General features: G+C 41.6%; 11 protein-coding genes. 3 read left to right on the top strand and 8 right to left on the bottom strand.

Annotation, left to right across the window (positions count from 1 at the left end; genetic code table 11):
• Positions 1-30 precede the first annotated feature (30 nt).
• Positions 31-519 (top strand): RNA-guided endonuclease InsQ/TnpB family protein, encoded by a 489-nt coding sequence (locus tag BP621_RS06710; protein ID WP_292388681.1) that lies wholly within the window; start codon positions 31-33, stop codon positions 517-519.
• Between the two features lie 14 nt (positions 520-533).
• Here BP621_RS06710 and BP621_RS06705 read toward each other — a convergent pair whose 3' ends face one another.
• From BP621_RS06705 to BP621_RS06680, 6 genes are all read right to left on the bottom strand, one after another.
• Positions 534-1,310 (bottom strand): CBS domain-containing protein, encoded by a 777-nt coding sequence (locus BP621_RS06705; RefSeq protein ID WP_292388674.1) that lies wholly within the window; start codon positions 1,308-1,310, stop codon positions 534-536.
• Positions 1,311-1,490: 180 nt separating this feature from the next.
• Positions 1,491-2,336, bottom strand: coding sequence for a CBS domain-containing protein (locus BP621_RS06700; protein ID WP_292388672.1), 846 nt, complete (start codon positions 2,334-2,336; stop codon positions 1,491-1,493).
• Positions 2,337-2,768: 432 nt separating this feature from the next.
• Complete coding sequence (locus BP621_RS06695; protein ID WP_292388671.1) at positions 2,769-3,773, bottom strand: CBS domain-containing protein; 1,005 nt, start codon at positions 3,771-3,773, stop codon at positions 2,769-2,771.
• Between the two features lie 339 nt (positions 3,774-4,112).
• Positions 4,113-4,928, bottom strand: a complete 816-nt coding sequence (locus BP621_RS06690) for an HPP family protein (RefSeq protein ID WP_292388670.1) — start codon at positions 4,926-4,928, stop codon at positions 4,113-4,115.
• A gap of 65 nt (positions 4,929-4,993) precedes the next feature.
• Complete coding sequence (locus BP621_RS06685; protein ID WP_292388669.1) at positions 4,994-5,647, bottom strand: CBS domain-containing protein; 654 nt, start codon at positions 5,645-5,647, stop codon at positions 4,994-4,996.
• A 774-nt stretch (positions 5,648-6,421) separates the two neighbouring features.
• Complete coding sequence (locus tag BP621_RS06680; RefSeq protein ID WP_292388667.1) at positions 6,422-7,876, bottom strand: OB-fold nucleic acid binding domain-containing protein; 1,455 nt, start codon at positions 7,874-7,876, stop codon at positions 6,422-6,424.
• A gap of 204 nt (positions 7,877-8,080) precedes the next feature.
• On the opposite strand from BP621_RS06680, the gene BP621_RS06675 reads away from it, so the two are divergent.
• Both BP621_RS06675 and BP621_RS06670 read left to right on the top strand, forming a co-directional pair.
• Complete coding sequence (locus BP621_RS06675; RefSeq protein ID WP_292388666.1) at positions 8,081-8,398, top strand: hypothetical protein; 318 nt, start codon at positions 8,081-8,083, stop codon at positions 8,396-8,398.
• A gap of 132 nt (positions 8,399-8,530) precedes the next feature.
• Positions 8,531-9,154: an RNA 2'-phosphotransferase gene (locus tag BP621_RS06670; RefSeq protein WP_292388665.1), complete on the top strand. Its 624-nt coding sequence runs from the start codon at positions 8,531-8,533 to the stop codon at positions 9,152-9,154.
• A 302-nt stretch (positions 9,155-9,456) separates the two neighbouring features.
• Here the strand turns inward: BP621_RS06670 and rtcA are convergent, their stop codons facing one another.
• Together rtcA and BP621_RS06660 are read right to left on the bottom strand one after the other, a co-directional pair.
• Positions 9,457-10,452 carry an RNA 3'-terminal phosphate cyclase gene (gene rtcA / locus BP621_RS06665; protein WP_292388680.1) on the bottom strand — a complete coding sequence of 332 codons (996 nt, stop codon included), beginning with the start codon at positions 10,450-10,452 and terminating at the stop codon, positions 9,457-9,459.
• Between the two features lie 71 nt (positions 10,453-10,523).
• Entirely contained in the window at positions 10,524-12,002 is a 1,479-nt protein-coding gene (locus BP621_RS06660; protein ID WP_292388664.1) for an NAD(P)/FAD-dependent oxidoreductase, read from the bottom strand.
• Between the last annotated feature and the right edge of the window lie 288 nt (positions 12,003-12,290).

Genomic DNA, 12,290 nt, shown 5'->3' with positions numbered 1-12,290 from the left:
CCTCGATTCTTTGTTACAGAGGAAAAGTTTCTGGCAAAAGTTCAGAGAAAATTCTCCAAACTTGAAAAAGGAACACATGAAAGAGCAAAGGCTTTGAAATCTGTTCAACGGGTTCACGAAAGAATAGCGAACAAAAGAGAGGATTTTGTACAAAAAGTAAGTCTTGATCTTGTCAGGACTTATGATTTGATTACCTTTGAAGATCTGAACATCAAAGGAATGATTAAAAACCACAAACTAGCAAAACACATAGCTGATGTTGCATGGAATAAGCTTGTAACTATCACGTCTTACAAGGCAGAATGGGCTGGTAAACGTGTAGAGCTTGTTAATCCGTGTAATACATCTCAGATGTGTTCAGGATGTGGTCAAATAGTCAAAAAAGAACTATCCGAGAGAATACACAGTTGTCCTTACTGTGGTCTTACTCTCGATAGGGATCATAATGCCGCTATTAACATTTTGAGATTGGGATTACAATCTCTTCGGATTACCGATAGATGCCCGTCACTTCAGTGATGGGAGTAGTCACCTTATTCCTGAATTGTATTCAATACATTTCTGCGAGCTAGGAAACCAGCAAGTTCATCATCTAGGTTAAGGACTGGAACGCCTCCTACATCATGTTCTAGCATTGTCTGAACAGCTTCTGCAATGGGAGTATTGGTATAGACACTAATCACACTGCGGGTCATAATGTCCCCTACCAACAGATTCTTGATCCTTGAGTCCTGCTGATTATCAGCTACCAGATCTCTGAAAGAGCGCATGGCAAAAGCAATATCATCTTCAGCAATAATACCTACAAGTTTTCCATTTTCAATTACTGGCAGCCTTCCCACATTTTTGTCAAGCATAAGCCGCCTGGCGTGGCTAACTCTATCAGATGGGCTGATAACTATAGGACTTTTTTCCATTACTTCCCCGGCAAAGCCTGTGAAGTGATTTATTTTCATGAATTCCTGAGGTGTCACCCAACCCAGGGCTTTTCCATTATCAGTGACAATAATTACGCCACCTTTCTTTTTCATCAGGGTAAGGACATCTCTGGTATCGGTATCAGGCAGAACCTTCACAAAATTGTCGGATACGGCTGTTGCAACATGCAGAGAGGATGCAGGTTTGCTCAGTTTCTTGCGAGTCCCGAGCTGCTCTGTCAGACTTCTCATCGTAAGTACACCGATTATCTGATCGTCATGAATTACCAGCAGGCGTTTTGTGTTTTTCTTTTCCATGAGATCCAGAGCGTGAGATATGGTATCTGACTTATCAATCCTGTATGGCTGTACCATTATGTCTTTAGCTTGCATGCAATTCACCTCATGCGTATCCAGAATTTTTAATTATAATTTTCGCAATTTTTTGCGTGTTTTCTTCATCCGTTTTTCCCGTGCTTTAATTTCGCATCCTTCTCTTTACTTTGGCTGTTTTATCTATTGCTTTTTCTATTGTACTTTTGCAGTATATACTTCTGCACTGACAGAGGATGGTTAGAGGATGGCTTTCATGATATCGGTTCTGCTTAATATGCCCACTATATCTTCTCCGTCACTGACAGGTAATGCAGTCACTCCTTCCTCTATCATTTTTTTAGCGGCTGCACTGATATTTTCGTTTACGTCAATGGAGTTTATTGGAGAAACCATAATGTCTTCTGCGATCAAAGGCACCTCTTTTACGTATCTGTAGGTTTTCTGACCTCCAGGGGAGGATTTACGGGCCATCTTGATGTTTTTCGTGGAAAGTTCACCTTGAAAATCAGTTAAGAGATTTAAAGCAAGGCTTTTGCTGGAAATTATCCCGACAGGCTTTCCTGCATCGTCTTTAACTATCACTCTTTCGATTTCATTCTTTTTCATTTCGTCAATTACATGGTTGATAGTATGATGCCTGTGAACAGAAACAACATCCTCAGACATTAATTTAGGGATTTTTGTTCTCATTTCCTCGCTATTTTCCGCAACATAACGCACAAGATCTGTCCTGGTGACAATACCCACAATATCGTTCTTTACCACCGGAACGTTATGCACCCCGTTCTCAAGCATTAAGGCAGCTGCCTGGGAAATAGAGGCTTCAGGATAGATGGTAATAACCGATTCAGTCATCAGTAACTTGATAGGGATCTGATCTATCGGTCTTCTTCTCCAGAGAGGTTCGGCCTGAGCCAGACGGTTAGTGATGTCTGATTTTGTAACGATTCCCACCATCTTGCCCTCATCGAGGACAAGCAATGTACTGATTCTATGCCTTAACATCAGTTTTCTTGCACGTGACACGGGTTCATCTGCATTTAGAACATACACAGGTGAACTCATGATGTCCGCCACATTCATGAAGTACCTCCTTCACTTTTACAATATATAAGTGTGAATAATTATAGTTTTTGAATCGGATGCAAACATTACAATTTTTGGCCACAGACACTAAATTCTAACGAAGTAATAAGCACTTTGTTGAAGTAAAGGTTAATTTAGAAAGTTTTTACTTTAAAACGATCTACACTCCGAAATCCTAAGTGCTCAAGTACGCTTACTTCTCGATATCTCCAGCTAGAGAATTTTCCTTTTCTCCAAAACTCCTGAAAACTTAACTCCTGAAAGCTTGAACTCCTGAAAACTTAAGCCCGAAGGTTTTTCGGGCTCAGTTTGACTTCAGGCTCAATTCGATTTCAATTTCCACTAAATTTCTCGTTAAGCTTTGGGACAGTTTGAGCCAGTTTGAGCCAGCTCGAACAGGCCTGGACCCAGTTCTAATCAATTAATTATTTACTGGGGTTCGTTCAGAGATTTCAGAAAATCCCTTTCCGTAATGATGCCGCGGAGCACCCCATTCTCCAGTACCGGAAGTGAACCTATCTTTTTCTCAAGCATTATTTCCATTGCTTTTCCCAGGTCTGTACCCGGGCTAGTCCATATCAGATCTTTTGAGACAATGGAACCTACAGGCTGGTCAAGCGCCTCATGAATATTTCCTGTTGTTAATTTACTGAAAGCGTCTCCCTTTCCAAGGAAACGGACAATATCAGTGGAAGTGATAATTCCTGCGAAGATGCCATCTTTGACTACAGGAAGTCTTCTGAGCCAGTTATCTACCATTACTTTTGCTGCCTGTCCAATAGGTGTATCAGTTGACACCATCTTGACGTTCTTGGTCATATATTCATCAACAGTTCGGCTTGTCACGATTCCGCCCATCAGTTCAATTGCATTCCTTTCGGTAAAGATTGCAACGACCTGCATGTCATTGTTCACGATTGGAAGGCCGCCTCTTTTTCTTTCAATCATCATTGAAACAGCATCTTTAAAGTCAGCCTGATCATTAAGGTAGGGAATGTCAGTTTCCATAATTTGCCGTACTTCTTCGTTTATCGCAGCCAGAAGGTTGCCTTTGAAGCGGTTTTCAACGAGTAGATTCTTTTTTCCGCCCCCCAGAAAATCAATAATATCTACGGAAGTAACGACTCCTTCCAACCTCCGCGTTCCGGCGTTTGTAATCGGAATGCGCCTGAATCTCTTTTCAGTCATAATCCTGATTGCATCCATTATTGTTGCAGTCGGAGGGAGGGTTACTACGTTTCTTGTTGCTAGGGCCAGAATTTTTCCTTCATGTTCTGAAATACGGGATTTAAACTCAGGACCTATCCGCATAGTTCCCATGCTGCTAATTGTGTGTGGATCTTTCTGCTGCGCTTTCTTGGATTTGCTCACACCTGGCTGAACCTTCATCTTATCGACGGACGAAAATGTCGTATTTTTGCTCAATAGGATCACCGAATTCGAGTTGCAGTTAATTGCTTTTTTCGTATTCCGTTTCTTATTTTCCTGCCTTCTTGCAGAAACTTCCCTGGAATCTGCAGTTCATTCCTCAACAGACCCAGACTTGCTCCCGGAAAAAAATAAAACCTGAAAGCAATTCTCCCGAATCTTTCCAAAAGGTTTCCTTTATTCTGAATTTATAATTATTATTAATGATGATCTTTGATGTTATAATCTTTTTGCGTGAAAACTTGCTGCTGTTTTTCGCATTACATTAATTCTCTGTTTAATTCTCGATAATTCTAGGGTTAGTTATTATCCTTTCACCGGATAATTTCATTACATAGTTTTCTTTCAAAGGCGATTTTCGAAGGCTTTTTCAGGCCATACATCGACAATAGATTCTAGAAGGTCCTGTCTATCAACGATTCCAGACACCCTGTCCTTTTCATTTACAATGGTGACTCTTCCGATATCGTAGTGAATAATCATCCCAATTGCACTCTGAATTGAATCATTTTCCGATAGTGTATACGTAGGCGTTGTCATTATTTTCTCAACTTTTGGGCTGTCATTAGGCCTTGTTCGCCTCTCATCTTCCACTTCAATGCGCACAGCACCTGATTTGATTATGTCCCTGCGGGTTATCATTCCAATGGGTTCGCCTTTCTTTGAAACTACAGGGATGCCCGTATAATCGGTCTCGAGCATATGTGCCCAGACTGTGCCGACTTTGTCCTCTGGCGAGCAGGTTTTGACCTTCTTTGTCATCACGGCTTGCAGTGCTTTAGGAATATTTTTTGGAATCTCCACGTTTCTGAGAATGTCCACATTACTCAGGACTCCAACCACTGTACGATCCGTAGTTGATTTAACAACGGGAACTCTGTTCTGCTTCGACTGCACCATCAGTTTTGCGGCCTTTATAATATCCATATCCGGAGTGACCGTAGGGGACTGGCTTGCATACCCGCCTACTGTGACATTCGAGCGTGTAGAGGTAATCCTCAAGATATCCTGGTCACTCAGCATTCCCACAAGCCTGTTCTCTTCGTCAACAACAACAAGGCTTCGAAGAAGGTAATCGCGCATCAGCTGACGGGCGTGAGTCACAAATTCTCCATCTTTGATACTCACAGGCTCATCTGTCATAATCTCACTAACATTCATTGTCTACCTCCTGATAATCTCTTTAAAAAAGGAATCTCTGGAAATTGATATCTAAAGGTCGTAAGTCATTCGTAATCTTCGCCTTCTTCTTGCCGGCAGTTCCCGCACAGGTATCTCCCGTCCACAAATCTAAGATCATATGAAAAGACATTACAGGATTCGCATATGCCCGTTTGAAAATCCTCTGCTTCTGAAATCTCTTCGATTGAGGGGGTGGAAAGGATAGCCTCCCTGTTCATATCAATAAGTTCTTTAAGAATAGTATTAAGCCCCGGTGTTACCATCAGGATGTCAGTGTTCGAAATCAACCCTATTATTCTACCCTTTTCCAGGACAGGGAGCCTCTTGATATTCGCCTTTAACATGATCTCAGAAACTTCTACTATACTTGTTTCAGGCTCTACGGTTATCAAGGGGGTTGAGAGGATTTCACTTGCCTTTACCTCGCCTGGTTTTCTATCCTCTGTAACGATACCCTTTACAAAATCCCTCTCAGTTATAATTCCCATGGCTTTGCCGTTCTCTGTAATAATGACGCTTCCTGCATCACGGCTGATCATTTCCCTTGCAATGGTAGGAATATCTGAGTTAATATCCATTACTATGACTGCTTTATTCATGACTTCAGCAACTGAGACCTCTCTTTCAATCTCTCTGCTGTGGATACCAGTACCTATCTCCCTCTCAGCATCTGTGTCCCTTCCAGGTCCATCTGCCATCTACTGCCGTCCCCCTTTCGTTTCGTATTCGGCAATTCACGATATAAAATTTGCAGTATATTTTATATACAATTTACACGTAATTTACGTATAATTTGTAATCTGTTTACAATGTAATATTTTACAATATAATATTTGCAAGTAAAATCTGATTAAAAGCTCTCCAAGTATCTAGCCTGTGGAAAAACGTTCGAGATTGCTTTAGTTTTCCCTCCAGTTCAGGCCTTGCAATCATTAGCTTTTTAAAGACGATGCTCCCGGTGAGGCCTTTATCCCATACTTATTTTTTGTCCGCTTTCTCCTAGATGTTTTTCCCCATAATTTTCGGACGTTTTTATAGCATTTATATATACGAGTCAATGGTACATAACGATAACGGCATTTGTTTTTTTTGTAGAGAACAGAAGTCTGCGTGAAATTAGGAATATCTTTTCTTTAGCCTCGGTTCATTTGATCATAGCAAAAAATTTACTGGATTCTCACAAGAATTTTTTAAGTACCCCATTGTTTCCACTGGAGATCTTTGCTGAGAATGAAAAAAGTTTAATCATCTAGAAAAAGTACTAGAAAGAAGCGCAGCAGAAAAGTATATTTTAGAAAACAGGCTTATACAGTTGAAAAAAATCCAAATTATATTTGTAATGCTTTCTATTTTTCTCACAGGAAATTTTTCATACTCCCTTATTTCCACTGGACCGCACTTCATAAACTTTTATCTTGAAAAGCATGGTTTAAGGAGTAAACCAGAAATAAGATGTCGAAAAAGGAGAATTATTAAAGCATAATTACTCTGCTTCGGTTCCCGATACTCAGCTCGATTTCTTCATTCAGACCATACTTCGCATACGCGTTAATGATCTGGATTTCGGAATCAATGTCAAGATCTTCGATCACATAAGCCTGTTCTCCCCAGAGAGTTAGCCTTATGCTGCCGGTTTCGTCTTTTAATTGGAGGTTTGCAACCACATTCTCGGTTCCGTCTTCCCTTTCAAACTCTCGGAGTTCCCCTATTTCGGAAACCTTACCTTGGACCGAATAGCTTTCCCCAGGGATAATATCAGCGATATCCGTAAACTTTTCTCTGTACTCAACCTCCTTTTCACTCTTCTGGATTATCCCCCGGCCTCCCAGATTGAGTTCCACCTGTTGATTGAAGGCATTTTCCCGAGAGTATGCATGAAGTACCTCTATGGTCTCGTCAAAATCGACTTCATCCAGAAAGCTGGTTTTTTCATCCCAGAGAGTCAGCCTGATTTTTCCTGTAGAATCGCCAAGAAGAAGATTTCCAACTCTTCCAGTAGACCCATCTTTTTTCTCAAAAGTCCGTATTTCCCCTATATCGAGTATTCTGCCGGAAACATTAATATTGTTCATATCAGCCCTGATATCCGCAATTGGGGTAAATTCCTCTTCGTACTCGACTTTTTTCTCACTTTTCCTTATTATACTTTGGTTTCCCACCTGCAACTCAACTTTCTGAGTAAAGGCGTTCTCCCGGGCATAAGCATTGACCAGCTCAACAGTATCTCCGTATTCTACTTGGTTCAGAAACTCTGTCCTGTCATCCCAGAGGGTCACCCTGACTGTACCTGTACTATCCCCAAGAAGCAGGTTTCCTACTCTTCCGGAGGTGTCGTCTTTTCGCTGGAAGGTCCTTACCTCTGAAATTTCAAGAACTTTCCCTGTCAAATTTAGGTCTCCCATGCCATCCTTTATATCATTTATTTTCTGGTTGCTGGCAGCCACATCGATTTCCTCTTCACTCTCGGCCAGGACTCCATTGTTTCCTACATTGACTTCCACTCCTGAATATCCCTGTTTTGCATAGCCGCTGATCTGGAGAGTTTGCCCTGCTCTAATTTTTCCAGTTTTTATGAGGTCTGCCATGTTGTCCCAGAGCGTTATCCTAATCTTTCCGGTTTCATCTCCAACAATTATATTTCCAACTCTACCTATTGTCCCGTCGTTTCGGGTAAATTCTTTGGTATCAAAAACCGACACAACCTTTGCAACAAAATTAATTTGTCCGCTATCAGCTGTAATATTTTCAATCTTCACACTGTCCCGACCTACATCCGAAAATCCAAGTTCGTTGGCAATCAGCATGGCAGCCATAGATTCATCGCAAAGCCCTCCCATGCTTTCGACCTTTTCCTGGACACGCTGCAGGAAGTCCTCTTTACTGATAACATGGCTGAGTTTTTTATAGATCGATTCAATATCTGTCATATTATCTCCTTAATGTATGATTTCTATCTTCAGTGTTTATTATTTGCCTCAATTCCTGGGCAACACCGGTTAATGATAAATATTTTGAATCCGGTTCAGGGTATAGTATAAAATTCAAAAACTGTTAAGAGACAAGTAGATTACAGGTTAGTAAATTATAAATTTACAAGTCTAAGCACATTAACTTTTTAATTACACCTTTTAATGAATGATAAAAACGGTCATAATCAAATACCTTCTATAATTCCTTTTATTCTTTTTGATTTTAAGTTTGAACACGATGGCCGTAAAATTACTTTAGATATTGTGCTACGGTATGCAAGCAGTCCTACTAAAGATTACCGTATGCCCGATGAAAGTATTTTTCAACAACGTGGAATCAATATTAATAAACTATGCCCGCTTAATAAACTATACACATGCTTATCAGTATATTCTGCCTTCTCAGGTTTTCAAGCTAAAAGATATTCTAAAACTCGCCAACAATCAAAGAAAATCAATTTACAGAAATTTGTCTATTGAATTTTAGTAAAGATGGCTATTGATGTTGTTTTATCTAGGCTGAATAGTTACAATTTAACTTTGCAGCTTTGTCAAAATAAAACTTAAAACAAAACCTTATTTATAGTAAAGTTTCATTATGTACGTGATACCATGATTCGAAAATGCACTGAGCACGGCTATTTTAGAGGAGGCAGCTGTCTGCAGTGTAAACGCCCTGGAAGATACCTACTGGACGACAACAAGGAAGAAAAGCTTGGCAGGTTTGTATCTGGCACTCTCCGGCATTTTCCAGAATCGGTAGGAGTTGAAATGGACAGATTCGGCTGGGTCAATCTCAACGCTTTCTGTGACGTTATGAGAAAGCGATACAGCTGGATGAGGAAGGAATACCTTTACGCCCTTGTAGAATCTGATGAAAAAGGAAGGTATGAGATCCGCGATTCCAGAATCAGGGCACGTTACGGGCACTCTGTCAACATTGATCTGGATTACAGGGAAAGCGATTCTCCATATCTATATTATGGGGTGAGCCCTGAAGAAGTTGATGTTCTGCTGGAGAACGGAATTTTTCCGATAAAACAAAGATATGTCCACCTCAGCACCTCATATGAAAAGGCAGTAGAAGTGGCCCTTATTCATACTGAAAACCCTGTTATCCTTCAAATCAATGCCTTTAAAGCTCAGGAAGAAGGGATCTCTCTCAAACTTGCAACTGATGACATCGTACTTGCGGAAAAGATACCTCCTGAATACCTCTTTGTCGTTGAAGATTGACTTTAAAGGGCTGATTTCAAAAGTATGACTTACGTGGTTGAAACGAGAAATCGATAGCGTTAAACCTTTAACCGTCTAAAACTCATATTTAGCTATAACGTCTATTGTGCTTGGTTTTGTATATAAAATGCGTAAGTCCTAAAAAGAATAACTTTAAAAGACTGACTTTTAAAATTTCCAGTAAATTATTTGTGATACTTTTTCTTCTCTTTTCTTTCTCTTCTCACTCCAACTTCCTTTTATCTTCTCTCTTTTACCTCTTTCTTATCCCATTTCCCTGTATCTGCTTTTCCTTTCCTCTTTCAACCCACGGATACCTCAAAAAGGCCTTCTTTTTTCTCTATCCTGAATTTGACATCCAGAAACTGTTCAGTAACCCAGATATTTGTCGTAGCATGAAGAGACAGTTCACGGACGGTGTAAGAACTATTTCCTGCAAGAGCCATGTACGGTATTAGCTGGTCTGCCAGATGGATGTCCACCGAGGCTCCTGCTTTAAGTTCAGGAATAATTTCGTCTGCAGCATGTTTGCCTACCTTTTCTGCGGGAAGCCCTCTTTCCCCAAGGGCACTCCCGCCTATATAGCCTGTCCAGAGGGTTATCCCGCTTCCAGTGGAAAAAGCTTCAAAGGATTGAGTTTCGATCTGAGAAGGATATCCGGCCTCCATTAATCTTGTACTGGCCGCTTCGGACTGGCGTAAAGGTACATGAGCCGGAAGATTCGAGGCATGAGAAATTCCCTTGATTTGTTCCTCTTCTTTTAAAAAATGAAATCCTCGCAGCCTGCACGGTTTAAAATAAGCTGAAATTTTTCCTCCCCCTTTGGGGTAGTAGCCATGTTCTTTCAGAGTTGCGCTGCCTGAATATCCAAGCCGCTCCAGAGCCCTGAAGGTAACATGCTGCAGGTAGTCCATTGTCGGAGACCAGGCCACGTCGGTTCCTCCTATTACCGTGAGTTCAACCTCTTCTTTCGCAAACGGCAGGGCTGGCATAATGCACTGAAGGAGCAGGGTTATGCTTCCTGCGGTCCCAATATCAATATTATATTTTCCCCCCTCTATTTCTACTGGAGCAAAAGAAAGCTCAGTAGAGCCTGGAAAAAGTCCCGAAATCCGAGCCTTACAGATCCTAGCTGCAGTTTCCAGAGCCTTTAAATGCTGCTGCTTCAGGCCTGGATTTGGCCTGTTTTTCCTGATATTCGTAATCCTTATCTCTTTCCCGGTGACTGCGGAAAGAGCAATAGCCGTTCTGACCAACTGCCCTCCACCTTCACCGTAAGAGCCGTCGATCTCTAACATTTGCTTTCCCCACATTTCCTGCTTCCCCCACATTTCCTGATTTCATCTTCCTCTATCCTGCTGTCTTCCTTTTACTTTCCTTCCATTTCCTTTCCTTTCTTTTCCTTTATACTCCGGATTGCGGCTTTTACAGCTGGCCTGAGAGGGTCCACAAGCATAGAGACCGGTGGTGCATAGCAAGTTTCCAGGTCAAGAAGGTCTCTAACGGTAGCCTTCTTTCGGATTGCAAGGGAAAGGGTATCGATCCTTTCCTTTATCCCCTCTCCTCCGGCAAGCTGCGCACCAACCAGAACATCGTCTTTGAACAGGAGTTTAATGTACAAGTCTTTCCGGCCCGGATAATAGGAAGCTCTTGTACGCCCCCGGGAAAATCCTGTGCTTATTTTTATTCCATGGCTTTCAGCCTCTTTTGAGGTAATGCCAACTCCGCCAAATTGTAAATCTCCTGCCACGGCTATCCAGGGATTGGCAAGCGGCCCGAGAGGAGTATGCTTTCCTATGATATTATTACCGATTATATCGGCCATATGTCGGGCTGTCGTGCCCAGCTGACTTAACTCTGCTTCCCCTGTTATAAAGTCCGTTACTTCCACACATTCCCCACCTGCATACACATAGGGAAGAAATTCTTCTCCTGCCTTAACCTGGAGCATTTCATTTACAATTATCCCTCCAGCTTTCCCTATTTCGATCCCGGCTTCCAGGGCAAGAGAAACCTCAGGTCTAACCCCACTTGCAAGAAGCACTAGATCTGCAGGAAGCTGCCTATCTCCTACGTATAGTGTTTTTTCCCTCCATAAATTATCAGGAAAAGTCGCAAGTTCCCCGGAGATGACCTCAATCCCGAGACTTTCCAGATATTCCCTAATGATTTCTGAAATGTCCGGATCCAGTTGTCTGGAAAGCAGGTTTTTGCTTCTACTTATGAGGAAGGTTTTAATTCCCCTTTTCGAAAGGGCCGCTGCACACTCTATTCCTATTGTTCCTGCACCTATTATGCAGACTTTCTCAACAGTTTCCAGGGCTTTTTCAAAAAGTACTCCATCATCAAGACTCCTCAGAGTAAAAACACCATAAGGTAGAATATTTGCGCTGCCTGTTAGAGGTATAAAGGGTAGGCTGCCTGTGGCGATAACGAGCTTGTCAAAAGGATAAGTCCCTTCTCCTGTTCGAACAACTTTTAAATCCAGGTCTATTGAGCTGGCACACTCGTTTAGCCTGACGTCTATCCGATTTTTTTTGAAAAAATCCTGGGGCTTCACTATTAATTTTTCAAAACTCTCAATTTCCCGGCTCAGAACAAAAGGGATTCCGCAATGGCTGTAAGCAGTATGGGAATCTCTTGAAATTACGGTAATCTCAAAATCGCTCTGTCTTCGAATCTTGGTAGCAACCGCCATGCCACAGGCCCCTCCTCCTATAATAATCACTTTTACAGGATCTTTTCTTTCAGGGTTCTGTGCGGATACCGGTTCCTGATATTTTCCGTTAGCTCCGGCTGCTTTCTGGATTTTATCTGCAGCGCTTTCTGTGCCAAAATCGCTTCCCATACTCTCAGTAATTGTGTTTAACGCCTATTATAAGTTTTTAAGCAACCAAAAAGCTTTCAGGCTAATAAGCGGGGAATTCTCAAAGTGATTTCTCAAGTCTATTTAATCAGGCTCTTTTTGAAAGACAAGTCACTTGAGTCTACCCTTTCCAAGTGAAAATAGGCCTTTGGTATAGTCTGGAAAAAGCGCGAAAATTACTCATAAATATTCAAGGGGGTCTGAACGAGCGAGTTTGGGAGTGGGGGGTTAGTACATAAAAAAGTTTCTATGTCTCGCCCGTTCAATTTT

Source organism: Methanosarcina sp. UBA5, from assembly GCF_002505485.1.
Classification (GTDB): domain Archaea; phylum Halobacteriota; class Methanosarcinia; order Methanosarcinales; family Methanosarcinaceae; genus Methanosarcina.
The sequence above is the reverse complement of the archived record's forward strand: the minus strand, read 5'-3'. Positions and strand labels throughout refer to the sequence as shown.

Excerpts from the sequence above, each read along its gene's own strand:
- BP621_RS06670 (WP_292388665.1), top strand. The coding sequence starts at position 8,531 with ATGATTCGAAAATGCACTGAGCACGGCTATTTTAGAGGAGGCAGCTGT.
- BP621_RS06705 (WP_292388674.1), bottom strand. The coding sequence starts at position 1,310 with ATGCAAGCTAAAGACATAATGGTACAGCCATACAGGATTGATAAGTCA.
- BP621_RS06675 (WP_292388666.1), top strand. The coding sequence starts at position 8,081 with ATGAATGATAAAAACGGTCATAATCAAATACCTTCTATAATTCCTTTT.
- BP621_RS06680 (WP_292388667.1), bottom strand. The coding sequence starts at position 7,876 with ATGACAGATATTGAATCGATCTATAAAAAACTCAGCCATGTTATCAGT.
- BP621_RS06700 (WP_292388672.1), bottom strand. The coding sequence starts at position 2,336 with ATGAATGTGGCGGACATCATGAGTTCACCTGTGTATGTTCTAAATGCA.
- BP621_RS06685 (WP_292388669.1), bottom strand. The coding sequence starts at position 5,647 with ATGGCAGATGGACCTGGAAGGGACACAGATGCTGAGAGGGAGATAGGT.
- rtcA (WP_292388680.1), bottom strand. The coding sequence starts at position 10,452 with ATGTTAGAGATCGACGGCTCTTACGGTGAAGGTGGAGGGCAGTTGGTC.
- BP621_RS06690 (WP_292388670.1), bottom strand. The coding sequence starts at position 4,928 with ATGAATGTTAGTGAGATTATGACAGATGAGCCTGTGAGTATCAAAGAT.
- BP621_RS06660 (WP_292388664.1), bottom strand. The coding sequence starts at position 12,002 with ATGGGAAGCGATTTTGGCACAGAAAGCGCTGCAGATAAAATCCAGAAA.